Here is a 20,452-nt window from a genome sequence, read left to right on the forward strand (position 1 = left end):
GGAGAGGGAATGAGATGAAGGTTGGTTATTTAGGTCCAAGAGGCACATTTACAGATTTAGCAGTCAGGTCCGCTTTCCCTGATCTTGAAGGAATTGCATATACAACCATACCGGAATGTATAGAGGCGGTAAAAAAAGAGGAAGTTGAAATAGCTGTGGTTCCTTTTGAAAATGCTCTTGAAGGATCCGTAAATTTAACAATTGATTATTTATTTCATGAAGAAACCGTTCCAATCAAGGCTGAACTTATCGTTCCTATCCAACAGCATTTAATGGTTCATCCTTCTCAGCAAAAAAATTGGAGAGAGGTTGAAAAAATCCTTTCACATCCGCAAGCCATTGCACAAAGCCATAAATTTTTATACCATCATTTTAGAGGTGTAACAATTGAACAGATGACTTCTACTGCAGCGGCAGCAAAATATATTAGTGAGCATCCGGAATTAAAAATGGCTGCCATCGCAAATAAAATAGCAGCAGAAAAATATAAGCTTACTATTGTAAAAGAAAACATCCATGATTACGCCTTTAATCACACTAGATTTATTGTGTTAAGCAGGCATAACGAGGAAAACCTTTCCATTCAATTAAAAAGTACTTCTGTTGTGAAGACAACGATCATGGTGACCATTCCTACGGATCGAGCCGGCGGTCTGCATCAAGTATTATCTGCTTTTGCTTGGAGACAAATCAACTTAAGCAAAATAGAGTCGCGACCTTTAAAGACAGGTTTAGGAAATTACTTCTTCATGATTGATATTAACCAAAGCTTTGATGATATCTTGGTGAAAAATGCCATTGAGGAAATTGAAGCACTAGAATGCACTGTTAAATATCTAGGCAGTTATCAAACGTATAAAGTAGAAGAAATATAAAAAAGGGTGCCGCAATTTTATTGCGGTGCCCTTAATCATTTTCACCAAAAAGAAATCCTGCCTCTTTTAAGGAATGAATAGCTTCCTGCAGTGTGTCTTCACTTGAGGCTGCAATTGTATGTAAATGAATTCCGCCAGTTAAAACAGATAAATAAGAAGCCTGTGTACTTTTTATTTTATCAATAAATTGTTTTACTTCTTTTCGATTGGATACCATAATGGATGCTGTTAAGTCCCCATATACAGGATGCTCCACCTTTACGTCTTTTACTGTGACACCGTGATCTACTAATAGATTAAGTTCTTTTTCTGTTTCTTCAGGACGATGAACACAAGCTATTATTTTTTCCGGCAAAGCTTTTTCAGCGTGTGTTTCCATATAGATATAGCCTTGACTTGTTGCAATAATCGGTTCCTTTTTTGCCTTTAAGAGAGTAATATCGTTTACAATAACTTGTCTGCTGACATTTGTCTCTTTTGCGAGGTCACCACCAGTAATAGGAGATTTACTTTCTTGAAGTAGTTTCAACAAGTATGCACGGCGATCGTCTCCAAGAAGTTTTTTATCTGACAAAGATCTCCCCTCCAATTCATTCATATAGTTGAATATTATCACATGTATGATACTGGGCAAAATAATAGATTTTATCTTCGTGTAGGAAAATATGAAATTTAACCCTATGGATAACTTTTCAAAAAAATGTCAACGTCTAGCGGATTTCTCCGTTTCCTCCTTGCGGGTAAGGATATCAGGTGAATTTTGAAATGCTCATTTCACTCATCTGTACGCCGATGCCTAAGGCAGCTTGCGATCTGCTCATTTAATCAAATCCTTTTCGTTTCCTCTTTGTAACGAAAGTTGAATAAGAAAATCTGCGAACTCCTTCACATGATGTTCTTCTGTATCTTTTCCGAAAGTAATTCGAATAAATTCATTTGCTTTCCCTGTACGAATACCTAGTGCTTTCATGGTTGCTGAAGGTTCTTGATGGCCGACCTGACAGGCACTGCCAGTTGAAATAGCATAACCATTGCGGTTACTCTCCAACATCGTCCATTGTCCCTCTAATCCGTTCACCCTCATTCCAATAATTTGCGGAAGTTGCATCTTATTATTTGTGGATTGATATATTTTAAAGTGCTCCTGGAAAAGGTTCAATTTATTCATAAATATTTCTCGGAATTGACTATAGATATTTTGCCGATTTTGCTCATGTATTTTTTTTGCTGCATAAACAAATGCCGCAATTCCAGGTACATTTACGGTTCCTCCTCTAAAACTATTTTCATGATGAAAGCCTGGAAATACAGGGCTAATGTGGTGTATTGGATTTATATAAACAGCTCCAACTCCTTTTGGTCCGTAAATCTTGTGACTGGAAAGGCTTAAGCCGTCGAGATAAGGCGTTATTTCCTTTAGTTCCGTTTTTCCAAAGGATTGGACACAATCACTATGGAAAAGGATATCTCTTTCTCGTAAACAATCGGAAATATCACGTATAGGCTGAATGGTGCCAATTTCAGAATTAACATGCTGAATGCTAACTAGGATAGTATCTTTTCTTATTGCCCTTTTTAAAGCATCTAAATCTACTATCCCATCTGTGGTAAAGGGAAGATAGGTAACTTCAAAGCCATCCTTCTTTAAATATTCCATCGCTGAATGTACAGATGCATGCTCAGCCATGGACGTAATGATATGCTTACCATTGTAGAATTTAGTTTTAGCCAGCGAAATGATCGATAATAAATTACTCTCTGTTCCTCCAGAAGTAAAATAAATTCCTTTCTTATGAACATTAAGTATTTCTGCTAATTCTTCTCTGCAGTAGCTCAAAATTTGATCAGCACGTGACCCGATGTCGTGAAGACTGCTTGAATTTCCATAATTGTGTTTTGCTATGTTTGCATACAGTTCGACAGCTTCATCATCCATCGGTGTAGTTGCAGCATAATCAAAATAAATCAAACTTTATTCCTCCCCCAAAAAATCTCTTGCTTTCAGTTTAATAATATGTAAATATATGTGTCAAGACACCTGTTAAAACAGGAGGTAGTATTTATGGAAAAAATAGATATTATTATCGTAGGAAGCGGCATTGCCGCTATGCAATTAGTCCAACATTTATCTCAGCAATTTCATGTGATGGTTCTCACAAAGTCATCCAAATATAATAGCAATTCTTACTTAGCACAAGGAGGCATTGCAGCAGCACTATCTAACAATGATGATTATAGGCTGCATTACGAGGATACATTAGAAGCAGGCTGTCATTTTCACAATAATAAAGAAGTGTTGGAACTGGTAAAATCCGCTCCTGATCTTATTCAAGAACTTAAAAAATCTGGTGTCACTTTCGATTTGAATAACAAAGGCGAAATTCTTTTAGGAAAAGAAGGTGCACATTGCAGAAATAGGATTGTCCATATTAGGGGTGATGCTACGGGAAAGTATATAATGGAATACTTTCTGAACAATATGCCAGGGAATGTTGAAATCAAAGAGCATGAATTTGTATATGAGATCATCATCGATCACCAATCAAATAGGTGTATTGGAGTCAAAACAAAAAATGCCGAAAATCAAATTCAACAATATTTTGCTCCTCATGTTGTGGTAGCAGTTGGAGGAATTGGAGGATTATATCCTTATTCATCCAATGCATCTTCGATTACCGGCGATGGTGTTGCTCTAGCCTACCGTGCAGGAGCAGAATTGACAGACATGGAATTCATTCAATTCCATCCAACACTTTTGTATGTAAATGGTACCACACATGGACTTATTTCCGAGGCAGTTAGAGGAGAAGGAGCAATATTAGTCAATGAAGATAAGGAAAGAATTATGCTGGGAAAACATCCATACTTGGAACTTGCTCCAAGACATGTAGTAGCAGAGCAAATATATGACCAATTACAAAAAGGAAAAAATGTTTATCTGGATATTTCGATGATTGAGCATTTTATGGAAAAATTCCCCACGATATCAGCGTTATGTGAAAAAAATGGTGTTTCCATTGCGAAAGGGATGATTCCGGTAGCTCCGGGCTGCCATTTTCTAATGGGAGGAATTGTCATTGATTCCGTTGGGAAGACAACCATAAATGGTCTCTATGCAATTGGGGAAGCTGCCTGTAGCGGTGTACATGGGGCAAATCGATTGGCAAGCAATTCTTTATTGGAAGGTTTATTTTTTGGTAGAAAACTAGCTTACTATTTAAATGAAACTTTCCATCCTTTCCAGGAAATTAGCTTTGATCAAGTAAAGGTAAACATGGAACAGCAAGTACTCGAATTGCCATCAAAAAAAGAAATACAAACAAGAATGATGGAATATGCAGGTATTATCCGAACAAAGGAAAAACTTACAGCATTTTTACGTTGGCTTGAGCAATTTAAAATTAATAGCATTAGCCTTGATGCCGTTTCAATTACACAAATAGAAATTATTTTTATGCTTCTTACTGCAAAGCAAATTGTTAAATCAGCATTATTAAGAACAGAAAGCCGAGGAGGTCATATACGTAAAGACTTTCCAAATGAAGACGAAACATGGAAGAGACAACATATTATCCAAACGAAAAATAAAACTTTTGTAAGGGGATATCCAAATGAATTTACTCAAATTACGGTCCATGCTTAATGATTTTTATATCGAGGATATTGGAGATCGAGATTTAACAAGTGAAATGATCTTTACACCTGATAAAGATGGAGAATTGACTTTCCTTGCAAAACAATCTGGTGTATTTTGCGGTGAAATCGTTATTAATGAAGGATTTAAAGTACTCGATCAGAATATTGTCGTTCAAATACAAGTTCATGATGGAGAGCGTATCGAAAAGGGAAATGTTATTGCACGGGCGAAAGGATCTGTTCAAGCATTATTAAAAGGAGAACGAGTCATTCTGAATTTAATTCAAAGAATGAGTGGCATTGCTACAAAAACCGCTAATATCGTGCAGATATTGGAAGGAACTAACTCGAAAATATGTGATACAAGAAAAACGATTCCAGGACTGAGAATGCTTGATAAATATGCTGTTAGAGTCGGCGGTGGAGTTAATCATCGTAATGGGTTATATGATGCGGTATTAATAAAAGACAATCATATTTCCTTTGCGGGGTCCATTACTAGTGCCGTTTCTAAAGTTAGATCTGGATTAGGGCATACGGTGAAAGTGGAGGTAGAAATTGAAACAAAGGATCAGCTTCTTGAAGCAATTGAAGCGGGAGCGGATATCATTATGTTTGATAATAGGAATCCCTCTGAAATTACCGAATGGTTAAATGTTGTTCCAGATTGGATCGTAACCGAGGCTTCTGGCAATATAACATTGCAAAATGTGAAGGAATATGCAAATACCGGAGTCCAGTTCATTTCATTAGGAAGTTTAACTCATTCAGTAGAAGCCTTTGATATAAGTGCAAAAGTAATAGTGGAGAACGGAATAGAGGGGGGAATATCTCGATGAGCATCGTGAATTTTCTAGAACAAAATAAAAATATAATGATCCCTGAGCAATATCTTAAAATGGATCAGCAAGAAATGGAAACGAGAGTATGGGAAATTAAGCAGCAATTAGGAAAAGAGCTTTTTTTACCCGTTCATCACTATCAAAAGGACGAGGTTGTCCAGTTTGCTGATATAATGGGTGATTCCTTGCAGCTCGCTCAAGTCTCCGCCAAAAATAAAGATGCAAAATACATCGTCTTTTGCGGGGTACATTTTATGGCAGAGACGGCAGATATTTTAACGGATGACAATCAAAAGGTATTTTTGCCTGATATGAGAGCTGGCTGTTCCATGGCGGATATGGCGGATATCTTTCAAACTGAGAGAGCATGGAAAAAACTTCAATCACTCTTTGGAGACACCATTGTACCTTTAACATATGTGAATTCTACAGCTGCTATTAAAGCATTTGTTGGAAAAAATGGCGGAGCAACCGTAACAAGTTCAAATGCTCATTCTATGATTAAATGGGCTTTTGAACAAAAGGAAAGAATTCTATTCTTACCAGATCAGCATTTAGGCAGAAATACTGCTTATGATATTGGCATTCCCCTTCAGCATATGGGAGTTTGGGATCCGCAGAAGGATGAATTAGTATTCAAAGGGAATATCGATGATATAAAGGTGATCTTATGGAAAGGGCATTGCTCCGTTCATGAAAAATTTACGGTGCAAAATATCCAATATGTCCGTGAACATTATCCAAATATGAATATTATTGTACATCCTGAATGCAGTCGTGAAGTAGTCCAACTATCGGATTATAATGGCTCGACAAAATATATTATCGACGTGATTAGTCAGGCTGATTCGAAATCAGAATGGGCGATAGGCACTGAAATGAATTTGGTGAATCGATTAATTAATACGAACAAAGATAAACATATTATTTCACTAAATCCTAATATGTGCCCATGTTTAACAATGAATAGAATCGATTTGCCTCATTTGCTTTGGAACTTGGAAAGTATCGTGAGCGGTAAACCAATCAATCAAATCGTTGTGGATGAAGAAACGTCTTCCTTAGCAAATCTAGCTTTGAATCGTATGTTAAATAGATAATGTCTCATATACTTTAAACTAATGCCTTCTTTTATGGGAAGGCATATTTTCTTGAAACTCATCATAAATTTTTGTGAAGATTATTAGCATTTTGCCTATTTTCACATACGATATATGGACTTATGCCTGAGGAGGGGAAATGAGTGAAGATCCATATAGTACAAAAAGGAGATACTCTTTGGAAAATTGCCAAAAAATACGGCGTAGATTTTGAAGAGTTAAAGAAAATGAATTCTCAGCTTTCGAATCCGGATATGATCATGCCGGGAATGAAAGTAAAAGTACCAACTGCAGGAGGATCGGTAGTAAAACATGTAGGAAATCCGGGGAATCCAGGAAATGTGAAAAAAGAAGTTCCACAAGCAGTTCATCCATTTGCGCAACAGCAACCTCCGACACTGCCGGTTCAAAAGGAAATTATCAAGGAAGTGCCAAAAAAAGAAACCATCGTGCATAAAGAAATATACACTCCAAAAATGCCTCAACCAGTTGTTCCCGAAATCGATATAAATAATTACTATATGACGAATATGGCGCAAATACAAACTCAGCAGTCTGTCCCGCCAGCTCAGCCTGTTATGATGGAACAAGAACCAGAATGCCCACCAATTATGCCTGTACAAGAGGAGTGTTATGAAATGTATCCAAATTATATGATGCCATATCCTGATTGCGGATGCGGTCCAAATCCATATGCATATCAAAATCCGTATATGCAACAAATGCCTGCCTACAATATGCCCGTTGCAGGTCCAGAAATGATGATGCCTGTAATGCCGCATGGCGAGCATTGGGGGCATTATGATGATGAATCCTCTTCTTCCATGCCAATGTATGCGCAACCTGGATTCCACGGAGAAGGGTATGTACCTTATCAAGGATATCAACCGCAACATACAACCAATGTGATTCAGCAAAGTTTTGAAATTCCTGGTAGACAAAATATTCCAGGACAATTATCTGTACAAGGACAAAACCCTAGCGGATATTCTCAAACCGGTCAATATATGGGCGGACAATATGCGGTGCCGCATTATCAAACGGGACAATATCCAGGGATGCAACATCCTGGTAGCCAATATATGGGTGGTCACTATCCATATGGCCACTACCCACATAGCCAGTATCCAAGCAGCCAGATGGGAGGAGGAATGCCGTATGGTCACCAATATGGATATCATCAGCCATATTCACCATATGGATCTCCTTATGGAATGCAAGGCGGACAATTCCCTTATGGCATGGGATTCCCTGGTATGCAAGGCGGTTATCCTTCACCAAGACAAGATGATGATGATTGTGAAGACTGTTAAAAATGGTAAAGAAGGAGACGAAAGAGAACGTCTCCTTCTTTATTTATCAGATGTCACTGAGGAGAACTTTATAAGCATTAGGTCGATAAAAGATGGAGTCTGGTTATGTAAGACGGATACTTCGAAATGGATATTAAAGGAATTTTCCAGTTCATCTCAGCTAAAAATGCAAATAAAACTTACTGAATTACTGCTTTCTAATCATTTTCCTCAAACGTATCATTTTCATTCTATTCATTCCAGAAAGGAAATTTCTTTTAATCATAGGATATATGGGTTGATCGAATATATTGAAAGTAACCTTGATGGAAAAAGATTTTCGTATAGTACTCATGAAAATCGAAAACAAGCATTGCAGCTGTTAAAAAAATTCCACCACGTTTCCGAAACGTTCGCGAAGGATTTTGAAAAGGACTTAAATGTATTCGATCAAATTAAAAAATGGCAAAAAAGGCTTCAAGAATTTAAAGCAAATGAAAAATATCTTGAGAGATGGCTTCCCAAAAAATATTATCTTTCCTATTTATTTTGGTCAGAATGGTCACTTGATTACATGATAAAAAATAAAGAGTATTTTCTAAAGAAACCATATTGTATTATTCACGGAGATGTTGCTCATCATAATTTTATATTAGGGAATGATGGCTTGTATTTAATCGATTTTGATTTAGCGAAAATGGCGCCGGATATTATTGATGACTTACAATTTTGCAATAGAATATTACCCCATTTAGATTGGTCTTTGAAAAAATTGTCCATGTACAAACCGTTAGAAAAGCATTTGAAGGAGAAGTCATTTTTAAGCGCATTAATTTATCCATCAGATCTTTTAAGAGAATGGAACTATTTCCTTAAATATGAGGAAGGAAGAGGAAGATTATCGTCATTCATGACGGAAATAACCTTTAGAGAATTTGACAAAAGAGAAAAGTTTGTAAAAGATGTCATCAATGAAATAAAACGCCTCTAACATGGTAAGAATTCCAGAATTTCTGTGTAATGATTATAGCTCCCCACTCACAAACTAATTTTGAGCATAAATATGCTCTACCTAAAATTTAGGGGGAGTTCTGGTTTGCGAAAAAAATTATTAGTTGCGCCAATATCAGCATTACTAATAAGTGGATTAGCCGCCTGTGCTCAGGATAAAAATGCAGTAAATGATCGAAACGTGAACAGATTCCAGCCAGTAGGATATTCAACAAACGACCGTAACAGTATGGTGGATCATGATGGACCATTAACCGAGTTAATGGATTATTCCACAGGAAATGTCGATCATGTAAAAAATAATAATCGCTTTCTTCCATCGGGATACCCGGATGATTATGGACCACATCTGAAATCGCCAATGACTCAATATGACACAAATAATACTACGGTTAATCGAGAAAGACATTTGCGAGATATTAACTATCATGGTCAATTTAATAGCCGGAACAGTAAAGCACGTTCATCCTATTATAACGGTTATGAAGGAAAGTTATCGGAAGATATTTCAAATACTGCTGCTTCCGTTTCGAATGTTTCAGATGCTCGAACCATTATTGACGGAAAAAGAGTATTGGTTGCGGTTGCTGTAAAAGATGAAAAAAAAGCCAAAGCAACAAAAAAATCGGTTGAAAAAGCTGTTCTGCCATATTTAAAAGGGCGAAAATATGTTGTTACCACAGATATTGGTACCTATTATCGAGTAAGACAACTAGATAATGATTTACGTAACGGCGGACCGAAAGATATGATTGATCTTGACACAGATAAAATGTTTGAAGGATTTAATGAAAAATCTGCAAAATAAGAATTCTTTAGGAATAGAAAATGCAATTCTTTCTATTCCTTTTTTATCGTTTACCAAATTGTAGTCTACGCATCCTCCCTAAACTACCTCACTGTGTTTACGTTTGTCCCGCATGCGACTAAGAAGGTGAAATTTTTCAGAGCTAATTTCACATATCTGTACACTAGAGCTGCATCATTTGCACATTTGTTCCAAATTTTTTATAAAAAAGGATATTAATCTAAAAAAAGGTCACACTATGAATACGAATATAGAAAAGTATATTTGGATTGTAGAGGTGACAACGATGGCTTTTGTTGTTCGGACGTTTATTTTAATTGCATTTCTTTTTGGGATAAATTTTTATGCTGTGACACCATCAGAAAAAGAACATTTAAAAGGAAATAAAACAAAGGGCCAGCCTTCCGTAGAGGTACTATCAAAAGGGAAAAAAACAATTATTTTAGAAAGAGTTTTTGTTGATGGAGAAGTAAGTGAAGAAATTCTTCACGTGCCGTATTTATCGACTAAAGAATATATAAAAAAATTCAAAAACTGGCAATTGGTTGAAATGGATGAAGACCAACTTGTTTTTCAAACGCAAGTGGATGACATATCCCCATTACTTAAATCAAATGGGTATTTTGGAATATCAAGCGATGGAACATTAAGTATTTTTAACGGGAAGCCAAATAAAGCGGATATCATTCAGTCGTTTTTTCAATTAGATATGAAAAAGTTGGAAGGGAAAAAGCAAGAGGAATTATTAAAAGGAATTCCGATAAAATCAAAAGAGGATTATACGAATGTATTAGAAACGTTAAAGCGATACTCGATTCCAAAAAAGGAACAGTGAAAACCGGCGAAAAGCCGGTTTTTCTAATATATTCGTATACTACCAATTAATCGAAAGGATATGTTACAATGAAGATTAGTGATAAATAAATACTTTACTTCGGGTTAATGGATTAGAGGAGAGAAAGAGATTGTATGAATTTATAAAAGGAACGATTGAGTATGTTTGTCCGGAGTATGTTGTCGTTGAAAATGGCGGGATTGGTTATCAAATTTCGACCCCAAATCCATTTACCTTTTCAAAACTTCATGGGCAAACAGCGAAAATCTATACATATCATCATGTTAGGGAAGATTTAATAGCATTATACGGCTTCCAGCAACGAGAAGAACGGACATTATTTAAAAAATTACTAGGTGTTTCCGGAATTGGTCCAAAAGGGGCTTTGGCAATTCTTGCTTATGGAGAACCAACTCAGGTGATTCAAGCAATTGAAAATGAAAATGAAGCATTTTTAACGAAATTCCCTGGTGTAGGAAAGAAAACAGCTCGGCAAATGATCCTGGATTTAAAGGGTAAGCTCCAGGATATAGTTCCAGACTATTTTCCTAATCTTTTTAATGAACATAGTATGGAAGAGCAGGAAGACTTTCAATCGTTTGATGAAGCTATTCTTGCACTTAAAGCACTAGGATATTCAGATAAAGAAATTAAGAAGGTCTCGAAAGAATTGCAAAAAGAAAAATTATCGACAGACCAGTATATAAAATTAGCCTTGAAAAAATTAATGAAATAGAATAGATCGGAAGGAGGGAGTGAGTTGGAAGAAAGGGTAGTTTCAGGTGATGCAAATAGTCATGATCTTTCATTTGAACAAAGCTTGCGACCTCAAGTATTATCACAATATATTGGCCAGGATAAAGTAAAAGGCAATTTAGCAATTTTCATTGAAGCGGCAAAGCAAAGGAAAGAAACGTTGGATCATGTCTTACTTTATGGTCCTCCTGGACTTGGTAAAACAACTCTAGCTGCAGTAATTGCTAATGAAATGGGTGTAAATATAAGGACCACTTCCGGCCCTGCCATTGAACGTCCTGGTGATTTGGCGGCAATTTTAACAGCATTAGAGCCTGGAGAAGTTTTGTTCATTGATGAAATTCATCGTTTACCAAGGGCGATTGAGGAAATTCTATATCCGGCCATGGAAGATTTTTGTTTGGACATTGTAATTGGAAAAGGGCCGAGTGCCAGATCCGTTCGATTAGATCTACCTCCATTTACTCTCGTTGGCGCTACTACCAGACAAGGTGCTATTTCCGCACCGCTTCGAGACCGTTTTGGAGTTCTGTGCCGTCTTGAATATTATTCTGAAAAACAACTAACCAATATTGTTTTAAGAACGGCAGAAATTCTCCATACTGATATTGATAGGGAAGGTGCAGTCGAAATTGCCCGCAGATCGAGAGGAACTCCAAGAATTACGAATCGACTTTTAAGAAGGGTTCGTGATTATGCACAAGTGCAGGGGAATGGTAAAATCACTATTGAGCTTGCAGAAACTGCTCTTGAAAAGTTACAGGTAGACCGTTTAGGATTAGATCATATTGATCATAAGCTATTAAAAGGGATAATCGAGAAGTTTAAAGGTGGCCCTGTCGGTTTGGAAACCATTGCGGCAAGTATAGGGGAAGAACCCGATACCATTGAGGATGTATATGAACCGTATTTGCTCCAAATAGGATTTCTGCAAAGAACACCGAGGGGAAGAATGGTAACACGGCTAGTTTATGATCATTTCGATATAGAAATACCAACGATGTGATATAAAAATATTATTACAAAAAACAAACATGAAGGTGACAACAGTGAAAGTAGATATTTTTGATTTTCATTTACCAGAAGAATTAATTGCACAAACACCTTTGAAAAACCGTTCAGACAGCCGGCTAATGGTGCTTAACAAGGAAAATGGTGAGATAGAACATACTGTTTTTAAAAATATTACCAAATATTTACGGAAAGGCGATTGCCTTGTATTAAACGATACAAAGGTACTGCCTGCAAGATTGTTCGGTGTAAAAGAAGATACTGGTGCACATATCGAGGTTTTATTATTAAAACAGCTTGAGGAAGACAATTGGGAAACTCTTGTTAAACCTGCAAAAAGGGTAAAAGTGGGTACAAAATTAACTTTTGGAGACGGTCAGCTTGTTGCACACTGCGTCAAGGAAGAAGAACATGGCGGAAGGGTGCTCAAGTTTGAATATAATGGTATTTTTTACGAAGTATTAGAAGCCTTAGGTGAAATGCCTTTACCACCATATATTAAAGAAAAATTAGATGACCGTGATCGCTATCAAACGGTATATGCAAAAGAAGAAGGTTCTGCAGCAGCACCGACAGCTGGATTACATTTTACACATGAGCTTTTAGAAGAAATTAAAAATATGGGGGTACATATTACGTTCCTAACATTACATGTCGGACTCGGAACTTTCCGCCCTGTAAGTGTTGAAAATATAGAGAAGCATGATATGCATTCGGAATACTATCAAGTTTCCAAAGAAACAGCTGACTTAATTAATAATGTAAAAAAACAAGGCGGTAGAGTTATTGCTGTTGGTACAACCTCTACAAGAACATTAGAAACTATTGCTTCAGAGCATAATGGTGAAATTGTGGCACAAAACGGATGGACGGATATATTCATTTATCCAGGGTATGAATTTAAAGGAATAGATGGAATGATTACGAACTTCCATTTACCTAAATCCACGTTAATTATGCTTGTAAGTGCATTAGCGGGCAGAGAACATATTCTTCATGCTTATGAAACGGCTGTTCAAGAAAAATATAGATTTTTTAGTTTTGGAGATGCAATGCTCATTATTTAGATGAGTAATGTGGAAGGAGCTCATTATTTTGACTGCAATTAAATACGAATTAATAAAGACGTGCAAACAAACAGGTGCCCGTCTTGGGAAAATTCATACACCGCACGGTTCTTATGATACGCCAATGTTTATGCCAGTAGGTACATTAGCGACTGTTAAAACGATGTCACCAGAAGAATTAAAGGAAATAGGTAGCGGAGTGATTTTAAGCAATACATATCATTTATGGCTACGTCCCGGTCATGAAATTGTACGCGAAGCGGGTGGACTGCATCAATTTATGAATTGGGATCAAGCAATTCTAACGGATTCAGGTGGTTTCCAGGTTTTCAGTTTAAGTGATTTTCGCAAGATTGAAGAAGAAGTTCATTTTCGAAACCATTTAAATGGGGATAAACTATTCTTATCTCCTGAAAAGTCAATGGAAATCCAAAATGCTTTAGGGTCCGATATTATGATGGCATTTGATGAATGCCCTCCTTTCCCTGCTACACATGAATATATGAAAAAGTCTGTGGAAAGAACCTCCAGATGGGCTGAAAGATGCCTGAAATCACATAATCGTCCAAGTGATCAAGGATTATTCGGTATTGTTCAAGGCGGAGAATATGAGGATTTACGTCGCTTAAGTGCTGCTGACCTTACCTCCCTCGATTTCCCTGGTTATGCGGTAGGGGGATTATCTGTTGGGGAACCAAAGGATGTTATGAATAGAGTGTTAGAATTTACGACACCATTGCTTCCGGCCAATAAGCCGAGATATTTAATGGGTGTTGGTTCTCCAGATTCTCTAATTGATGGTGCCATAAGAGGAATTGATATGTTTGATTGTGTACTTCCAACAAGGATTGCAAGAAATGGCACTGTTATGACGAGTGAGGGAAGATTAGTAGTTAAAAATGCAAAATATGCGAGAGATTTTAGTCCGCTTGATAAAAATTGTGATTGTTATGCGTGTCGAAATTACACACGCGCTTATATTCGCCATTTAATAAAATGTGATGAAACTTTTGGAATTAGACTTACTTCTTACCATAATCTCTATTTTCTGTTACAATTAATGAAAGAGGTAAGACAAGCTATTAAGGAAGATAGGCTTGGTGATTTCCGGGAAGAATTTTTTGAGCAGTACGGATTTAATCGTCCAGATGCGAAAAACTTCTAAATAGATATTCTGCAGAAAGGAGGAATAGGAATGGCAATTGCACAAATTTTACCTATTGTTGCGATGATTGTCTTGTTCTATTTCTTATTGATCAGACCTAATCAAAAGCGACAAAGAAAGATTCAAGATATGCAAAACAGTCTTTCAAAAGGCGATAAAATCGTTACAATTGGAGGACTGCATGGGATTATTGACTCCCTGGACGATACTAAAATCGTTATCAAATGTGGAGATGGAAGCCGTCTTACATATGACCGCTCCGCTATTCGAGAAGTGGTTGAACAAGCGAAAAGGCCAGAACCAATTTCCACTTTGGAAAATGAAAAGAAGCAATCTTGAGTTGCTTCTTTTTTTTATAAAGGAAATTTGGTTAAACATATTTTGATTTACCAGATAACATATTTACTCCTAATACTCCCCCCATCATCGCTGTTAGAATATAACATATGTGATAGATGGTTTGCTCCATAGTGAATATATTTCCATATCCTAAGTATTGAGATAAGAAAATAATAAATGTGTAGAGGATACCAGTTAAGCTTCCAAGCAACCATCCTTTTTCCTTTCCTTTACTTCCGCAAACAAATCCGCCGGTAAATAAAGCGATAAAGGAAATAATCGTTACGATTAGCCTAATGGAATGCTCTTGTATATTGGTGAATCGCAAAATAAAAGAAAAAATGAGACTAGATATTGTGATTAAGATAAATATAACTAATACACCATATAAGACGCTTGTTCCGATTTTTTTCGTTTCGATTTTTGTTCTCCCCCTCCGTAATGTGCCTTTCTTCATCTAGTACAAGCATATTCTTCAGTTGGGATTTTAGAATCAAAATTTTTGAAAGTATGAAAAAGATATGGTTCCAACTGTCTAGTGCATGCAGCTTCGCTCTTTTTTATAACAACTATTTCCAACTCGTTTTCCAATATAAATGTACATACTAACTATTAAAGTGTCGTAGGAGGGAAATAGGATGCCAGTCTATATGATGATTGTTTTACGTACCTTACTGTTGTACGCCAGTATCCTTATAATTTTTCGTTTAATGGGGAAAAGGGAAATTGGCGAATTAAGCGTTTTAGACCTAGTTGTCTTCATCATGATGGGTGAGATGGCTGCGATTGCAATCGAGAACCACAAATCTCCTATTTGGTATGTTCTTTTGCCAATGCTTATTTTGTTGGTTATACAGACCGCGCTCGCTTTTATATCGCTGAAAAGTTCAAGGTTTAGAAAAATAGTAGATGGTACTCCAACCATTGTCATAAATAAAGGAAAAATTGATGAACATGCAATGCGTAAAATTCGTTATAATTTTGACGATCTTCTCATGCAGTTAAGGGCGAAGGATATTAATAATATTGCGGATGTTGAGTTCGCAATATTGGAAACATCTGGTGAAATATCGGTAATAAAAAAAGATAAAAAGAAGAAAAAAACAAATACGTTTACAATGCCGCTTATAATGGATGGGCAAATTATCCAGGCAAACTTACAAAGAACAGAAAAAAGTGAAATGTGGCTTAGAAGAGAGTTAAGAAAACGCGGATATCCCAATATTAAAGATATTTCATTATGCAGCTTTCAAGACGGGCAATTCTATATCGATTTAATCGATGAGAAAAGATAATGAGTGGCCAAGAAATCGGCCACTCTTATTTTATTAATTTGTTGAGAATTGGTATTAAGCGTAAATCAGATTGTTTCAAAAGCTTTGTACCGATTAGTAAAAATACGTACAGAAGGCTAGTAGATATAATACTAATAAGCAAGTGTATCACTGGCATTTGATTGATAAAAAAATGTTCATATATCCAAAATCCAAAGGCGCCGGCTAAAGTAGTAACAACTGCAAATTTTACATATTCAGAAACATAAATAGTGAACGGAATGTTCTTAAGTATGGTGGCAAAATGGAGCAACGTAACTAAGACCATGCTAGTAACGATTCCTAGTGCAGCACCATTTATCCCAAACTCTGGACGAGAAGCAAGAACAAAAATCACGGCGAGCTTTACAATAGCGCCAATTAAACTATTGATCATGGCAGCTCTGGCCAAATCTAATGCTTGAAGGGTTGCTTGTAATGGACCTTGATAATACTGCAAAAGAAAAAATGGCGCCATTAATTTTATAAATTGTGATCCGCTGGTGGAACCATACATCATCTTCATAAGAGGATCTGCAAAAACGTATAAAATAATAACGGATAAACCTCCGGCTAATAAAGAAAATCTCAATGCCTGCTGCAGCCGATGCTCCACCAGCAAACTGTTCCTTTTTGTATTTGCTTCACTGATGGCAGGAACGAGTGCTGTTGATAAGGAAGAGGTTACAAATGATGGAAGCATCATTAATGGCAGCGCAAAACCGGTCAAGAGTCCGTATTGTTTTGTTGCTATACTTGCGGTTATACCGGCAATAGCCAAACTATTAGCGACAATGATTGGCTCCAAAAACCAAGAAATATTTCCAATCAAACGGCTACCTAGAGAAGGAAGCGCCACTCTCATTAACTCGTTTAAGGCATCCCTTCCTGTTTTCACCACTTGAAAGAAATTTCTGCGAACCTTGAATTTCTTTTTCAGCTTAAACATGGTAAACATGTAAAGCAATGAAATTAATTCTCCCAAAATCGATGCAAACATCACTCCTGCTGCCGCATATTCAATGCCAAATGGTAAAAAGGCACTTGCTAAAACAGCTATTAAAAAGATTCTTACTACTTGCTCAATCATTTGTGAAATAGCAAACGGCTTCATATTTTGTTTACCCTGGAAATAACCTCTCAACACAGCCGATACGGCGACAATCGGAATAATTGGTGTTATCGCTACCAGCGGATAATAAATCCTTTGATCCGTAAATAATACTTTCGTGAGATATGGAGCTAATAATATTAAACCTGGTGTAAAGATTAAGGATAAGAGAAGTGTGATAGTTAATGAAACAACTAATATTTTTTTGATTTTTTGACGGTCACCTATTGCGTCTGCTTCTGCGACACATTTTGAAATGGCAACAGGTAGACCAAGCTGCGTAATCGTAATAACGAGCATAAGAGTAGGAAAAGCCATCATATATAAGCCTACTCCTTCTTCACCAATAAAGCGTGCAATTACAATCCGATTTATAAAACCTAAGACCCTTGTAAAAAGTCCAGCTGCTAATAAAATCATCGTCCCCTTGAGAAACTTTGACATCTTTTTAACCTACCTTCTCAAAATCGGTAATTTCATATACAATTAAATGTATATGCTGCATGATGGACAAAGCATGACAAGTTCATTATCAAGGGGGAAAAGGGGTTGGATAAAATACATCCATACGATGAATATTTTGAAGTACTTCAACCTGCGCTAAAAAGCAAAGTCGAGGAATTTTTGCTTATTGGCTATGGAAAAGTGGAAGTAAGGGAATTATGGGATTACCTGACCAAGAAAAAATGGAAAAAAACACAAAATGAAATAAGAGTACATGAACTGGTTTCTGATGTCCTATCGGTTAAAGCAGGGGACTATATGAATTATGCAACGATAGAGGCTTTTAAATCTCCTAATTGGTTTGTTGAATTGGACGGAGAAGAATTACAAGAGCTATTAAAACCTAATGACAAATAACAAATAGATAAAAAACAAAAATTGACACTTTTTTTTTTCTACTTCATAATATTAATAACTGTACATAATTGCACTTATAAATAAAAAGTAGATTTAAAAGCTTTTTTATTTTTGCTGGGAGGATTTACATAATGGTAAAAAGAAGTCGTATTATTGCCTTTTTTCTGATTGTCCTTTTGTTTGCCGGACTCATGGGAGGCACTACGGATAGTATTGTTAAAAAAATTAACTTAGGTCTCGATTTGCAAGGCGGATTTGAAGTTTTGTACAAAGTTGAGCCGGCAATTAAGGGTCAGAAAATTACAAAAGACGTTTTGAATAGTACGGTACAGGCACTTGATAAACGTGTAAATGCGTTAGGTGTTAACGAACCTAATATTCAAATTGAAGGCAAGGACAGAATTCGTGTTCAGCTTGCAGGGGTAAAGAATCAAGATGAAGCACGAAAAATGCTGTCTACCGAAGCAAATATATCATTTCGTGATGTAAATGATAAAAAGATGATGGATGGAACGGATTTAGTACAAGGATCTGCGAAGCAATCCTTTGACGAATCTGGAAATCCAGATGTAGTTTTGAAATTAAAAGATCGCAATAAGTTTAAAAATGTTACAAAAAAAATTCTTGATATGTCACCAAATAATCAATTAATTATTTGGATGGATTTTCAAGAAGGGAAAGATTCTTATAAAAAAGAACTTAGCAAAAAAAATCCAAAATTCCTTTCTAATCCAAGTGTATCTCAAGTATTAAATACAGATAGTGTACAAATAACGGGACATTTCACCGTGGAAGAGGCACAAAATCTAGCATCTCTATTAAAAGCAGGTGCACTGCCGGTTAAAATGAAAGAAGAATACTCCACATCTGTTGGTGCGAAGTTCGGTCAACACTCTCTAAATACAACTGTTACAGCAGGTGTTATAGGTGTTCTAGTTATTTTCTTATTTATGATTGGTTATTATCGTTTGCCAGGAATTATTGCAACGGTTACATTGTTCATTTATATTTATTTAACGCTTTTAATCTTCTATTTAATACATGGTGTTTTAACATTGCCGGGAATTGCGGCTTTAGTTCTCGGGGTCGGTATGGCAGTAGATGCCAATATCATTACCTATGAGCGGATCAAGGAAGAAATTCGGGTTGGAAGGACGATAAAAGCTGCCTTTCATGCCGGAAATAAATCATCCTTTATCGCGATTTTTGATGCCAATATCACTACGATATTAGCTGCCGCCGTATTATTTGTTTATGGGAACAGCTCTGTAAAAGGGTTTGCAACCATGTTAATTATCAGTATCCTATTAAGTTTCCTTACAGCCGTTTACGGGGCTCGAATTTTCTTGGGATTCTGGGTTAACAGTAATCTGCTGAAAAATAGACCAGGTTGGTTTGGGGTTAATCGAAAATCTATCCATAATCTAGCGGAAAATGTTGATACACATGATTTATCAACACGTTTCGATAAATTTGATTTTGTAAAGCATCGCAAAATATTTTATACAATTTCCATTGCTCTTACCGTTCTAGGGATTATTTTCCTTGCGATTTTCCGCTTGAATTTAAGTATTGATTTTTCCAAAGGTACTCGTTTGCAAATAATGGCAAAACAACCGTTGACGGAGCAACAAATCCGATCTGATATACAATCGCTTCATCTGACTTCAGAAGATATAGTATTAGGCGGAAATAAAAATCAAGTTGGTGTTGTCCGATTTAAGGACGACTTTTCAAAACAGAAAGAGGAACAAGTAAAATCCTATTTTGACAAAAAATATGGACATAACACAACTAGTTTGAGCAAAGTATCTCCTACTGTTGGGAAAGAACTTGCGAAGAATGCGATTATTTCGCTCATTATCGCTGCAATAGGAATCATTATCTACGTTTCCCTTCGATTTGAATGGAGGATGGGGCTTGCGGCAATTGTTTCGCTCTTACATGATGCCTTTTTGATTGTAGCTTTCTTCAGTATTACAAGACTGGAAGTAGATTTAACCTTTATTGCGGCTGTTTTAACAATCGTTGGTTATTCCATTAATGATACGATTGTTACCTTCGACCGAATCCGTGATAACATGAAGTCGAAAGGAAGGGTTAAAACGACAGAGGAACTTGCGAACATTGTAAATGCAGGTATTCGCCAAACATTGACCCGTTCTATTAACACTGTGCTAACCGTTGTTATTACAGCTTTAGCATTGTTAATATTCGGAAGCGAGTCTATTAGAAACTTCTCTATCGCCTTGTTAGTCGGATTGGTTATGGGTTGTTATTCTTCCATTTTCATCGCGGCACAGCTTTGGTTTGATCTAAAGAAACGCGAATTGAAGAAAAAAGGGCCTCTAAAAACAGTAAAAGAAAAACGTAAATGGTCGGATGAACCACAAGTATAACAATACAAAAGGTACCTGATATAACAGGTGC

The 20,452-nt window shown here is 36.5% G+C and carries 20 protein-coding genes; 16 read left to right on the forward strand and 4 right to left on the reverse strand.

Annotated elements, in window-relative coordinates:
* Positions 1–14: 14 nt before the first annotated feature.
* The gene (gene pheA, locus NSQ59_RS09540; protein ID WP_055739142.1) at positions 15–875 is read left to right on the forward strand and encodes a prephenate dehydratase; all 861 of its coding nucleotides are present in this window, start codon (positions 15–17) and stop codon (positions 873–875) included.
* A 31-nt stretch (positions 876–906) separates the two neighbouring features.
* Here pheA and NSQ59_RS09545 read toward each other — a convergent pair whose 3' ends face one another.
* A complete protein-coding gene (locus NSQ59_RS09545) occupies positions 907–1,449 on the reverse strand; it encodes a transcription repressor NadR (RefSeq protein ID WP_235950615.1) in 543 nt (180 codons plus the stop codon).
* Between the two features lie 243 nt (positions 1,450–1,692).
* The gene (locus tag NSQ59_RS09550; RefSeq protein WP_340830887.1) at positions 1,693–2,844 is read right to left on the reverse strand and encodes an IscS subfamily cysteine desulfurase; all 1,152 of its coding nucleotides are present in this window, start codon (positions 2,842–2,844) and stop codon (positions 1,693–1,695) included.
* A 93-nt stretch (positions 2,845–2,937) separates the two neighbouring features.
* Here NSQ59_RS09550 and nadB point away from each other — a divergent pair, with 93 nt between their 5' ends.
* The 12 genes from nadB (at position 2,938) to yajC (ending at position 14,737) form a co-directional block, all read left to right on the forward strand.
* The gene (gene nadB / locus NSQ59_RS09555) at positions 2,938–4,518 is read left to right on the forward strand and encodes an L-aspartate oxidase (RefSeq protein WP_340830889.1); all 1,581 of its coding nucleotides are present in this window, start codon (positions 2,938–2,940) and stop codon (positions 4,516–4,518) included.
* Complete coding sequence (gene nadC / locus NSQ59_RS09560) at positions 4,487–5,350, forward strand: carboxylating nicotinate-nucleotide diphosphorylase (RefSeq protein WP_340830890.1); 864 nt, start codon at positions 4,487–4,489, stop codon at positions 5,348–5,350. Before nadB ends, nadC begins: the two co-directional genes overlap by 32 nt.
* A 5-nt stretch (positions 5,351–5,355) precedes the next feature.
* On the forward strand, positions 5,356–6,453 hold the full coding sequence (nadA, locus tag NSQ59_RS09565) for a quinolinate synthase NadA (protein ID WP_445669239.1): 1,098 nt from the start codon (positions 5,356–5,358) through the stop codon (positions 6,451–6,453).
* 143 nt (positions 6,454–6,596) lie between these two features.
* A complete protein-coding gene (safA, locus tag NSQ59_RS09570) occupies positions 6,597–7,766 on the forward strand; it encodes a SafA/ExsA family spore coat assembly protein (RefSeq protein ID WP_340830894.1) in 1,170 nt (389 codons plus the stop codon).
* The gene (locus NSQ59_RS09575; protein WP_340830896.1) at positions 7,753–8,736 is read left to right on the forward strand and encodes a phosphotransferase; all 984 of its coding nucleotides are present in this window, start codon (positions 7,753–7,755) and stop codon (positions 8,734–8,736) included. Before safA ends, NSQ59_RS09575 begins: the two co-directional genes overlap by 14 nt.
* A 105-nt stretch (positions 8,737–8,841) precedes the next feature.
* Positions 8,842–9,564: a YhcN/YlaJ family sporulation lipoprotein gene (locus NSQ59_RS09580; RefSeq protein WP_340830897.1), complete on the forward strand. Its 723-nt coding sequence runs from the start codon at positions 8,842–8,844 to the stop codon at positions 9,562–9,564.
* Positions 9,565–9,802: 238 nt separating this feature from the next.
* Positions 9,803–10,399 (forward strand): BofC C-terminal domain-containing protein, encoded by a 597-nt coding sequence (locus NSQ59_RS09585; RefSeq protein WP_055739151.1) that lies wholly within the window; start codon positions 9,803–9,805, stop codon positions 10,397–10,399.
* Positions 10,400–10,529: 130 nt separating this feature from the next.
* The gene (ruvA, locus tag NSQ59_RS09590; protein WP_055739152.1) at positions 10,530–11,135 is read left to right on the forward strand and encodes a Holliday junction branch migration protein RuvA; all 606 of its coding nucleotides are present in this window, start codon (positions 10,530–10,532) and stop codon (positions 11,133–11,135) included.
* A 24-nt stretch (positions 11,136–11,159) separates the two neighbouring features.
* On the forward strand, positions 11,160–12,161 hold the full coding sequence (gene ruvB / locus NSQ59_RS09595) for a Holliday junction branch migration DNA helicase RuvB (protein ID WP_126647965.1): 1,002 nt from the start codon (positions 11,160–11,162) through the stop codon (positions 12,159–12,161).
* Between the two features lie 43 nt (positions 12,162–12,204).
* Positions 12,205–13,233: a tRNA preQ1(34) S-adenosylmethionine ribosyltransferase-isomerase QueA gene (gene queA, locus NSQ59_RS09600; RefSeq protein WP_340830903.1), complete on the forward strand. Its 1,029-nt coding sequence runs from the start codon at positions 12,205–12,207 to the stop codon at positions 13,231–13,233.
* Positions 13,234–13,261: 28 nt separating this feature from the next.
* Positions 13,262–14,398, forward strand: a complete 1,137-nt coding sequence (gene tgt / locus NSQ59_RS09605; RefSeq protein WP_340830905.1) for a tRNA guanosine(34) transglycosylase Tgt — start codon at positions 13,262–13,264, stop codon at positions 14,396–14,398.
* Between the two features lie 30 nt (positions 14,399–14,428).
* Positions 14,429–14,737, forward strand: a complete 309-nt coding sequence (yajC, locus tag NSQ59_RS09610) for a preprotein translocase subunit YajC (RefSeq protein ID WP_055739156.1) — start codon at positions 14,429–14,431, stop codon at positions 14,735–14,737.
* A 31-nt stretch (positions 14,738–14,768) separates the two neighbouring features.
* Here the strand turns inward: yajC and NSQ59_RS09615 are convergent, their stop codons facing one another.
* Positions 14,769–15,194: a TIGR04086 family membrane protein gene (locus NSQ59_RS09615; protein WP_055739157.1), complete on the reverse strand. Its 426-nt coding sequence runs from the start codon at positions 15,192–15,194 to the stop codon at positions 14,769–14,771.
* A gap of 181 nt (positions 15,195–15,375) precedes the next feature.
* Between NSQ59_RS09615 and NSQ59_RS09620 the strand changes: the two genes are divergently transcribed.
* A complete protein-coding gene (locus NSQ59_RS09620) occupies positions 15,376–16,032 on the forward strand; it encodes a DUF421 domain-containing protein (protein ID WP_126647968.1) in 657 nt (218 codons plus the stop codon).
* 25 nt (positions 16,033–16,057) lie between these two features.
* Here NSQ59_RS09620 and spoVB read toward each other — a convergent pair whose 3' ends face one another.
* Positions 16,058–17,605 (reverse strand): stage V sporulation protein B, encoded by a 1,548-nt coding sequence (spoVB, locus tag NSQ59_RS09625; RefSeq protein WP_340830907.1) that lies wholly within the window; start codon positions 17,603–17,605, stop codon positions 16,058–16,060.
* A gap of 105 nt (positions 17,606–17,710) precedes the next feature.
* Between spoVB and NSQ59_RS09630 the strand changes: the two genes are divergently transcribed.
* Positions 17,711–18,022, forward strand: coding sequence for a post-transcriptional regulator (locus tag NSQ59_RS09630; RefSeq protein ID WP_055739160.1), 312 nt, complete (start codon positions 17,711–17,713; stop codon positions 18,020–18,022).
* Positions 18,023–18,153: 131 nt separating this feature from the next.
* Complete coding sequence (gene secDF, locus NSQ59_RS09635) at positions 18,154–20,421, forward strand: protein translocase subunit SecDF (RefSeq protein WP_055739161.1); 2,268 nt, start codon at positions 18,154–18,156, stop codon at positions 20,419–20,421.
* Positions 20,422–20,452 lie beyond the last annotated feature (31 nt).

The organism is Margalitia sp. FSL K6-0131, assembly GCF_038008735.1.
GTDB lineage: Bacteria > Bacillota > Bacilli > Bacillales > Bacillaceae_C > Margalitia > Margalitia shackletonii.

Bases quoted from the DNA above. Each gene is read 5' to 3' on its own strand.
- pheA (WP_055739142.1), top strand. From the start codon at position 15: ATGAAGGTTGGTTATTTAGGTCCAAGAGGCACATTTACAGATTTAGCA.
- NSQ59_RS09585 (WP_055739151.1), top strand. From the start codon at position 9,803: ATGAATACGAATATAGAAAAGTATATTTGGATTGTAGAGGTGACAACG.
- nadB (WP_340830889.1), top strand. From the start codon at position 2,938: ATGGAAAAAATAGATATTATTATCGTAGGAAGCGGCATTGCCGCTATG.
- NSQ59_RS09615 (WP_055739157.1), bottom strand. From the start codon at position 15,194: ATGAAGAAAGGCACATTACGGAGGGGGAGAACAAAAATCGAAACGAAA.
- yajC (WP_055739156.1), top strand. From the start codon at position 14,429: ATGGCAATTGCACAAATTTTACCTATTGTTGCGATGATTGTCTTGTTC.
- secDF (WP_055739161.1), top strand. From the start codon at position 18,154: ATGGTAAAAAGAAGTCGTATTATTGCCTTTTTTCTGATTGTCCTTTTG.
- nadC (WP_340830890.1), top strand. From the start codon at position 4,487: ATGAATTTACTCAAATTACGGTCCATGCTTAATGATTTTTATATCGAG.
- spoVB (WP_340830907.1), bottom strand. From the start codon at position 17,605: ATGTCAAAGTTTCTCAAGGGGACGATGATTTTATTAGCAGCTGGACTT.
- NSQ59_RS09620 (WP_126647968.1), top strand. From the start codon at position 15,376: ATGCCAGTCTATATGATGATTGTTTTACGTACCTTACTGTTGTACGCC.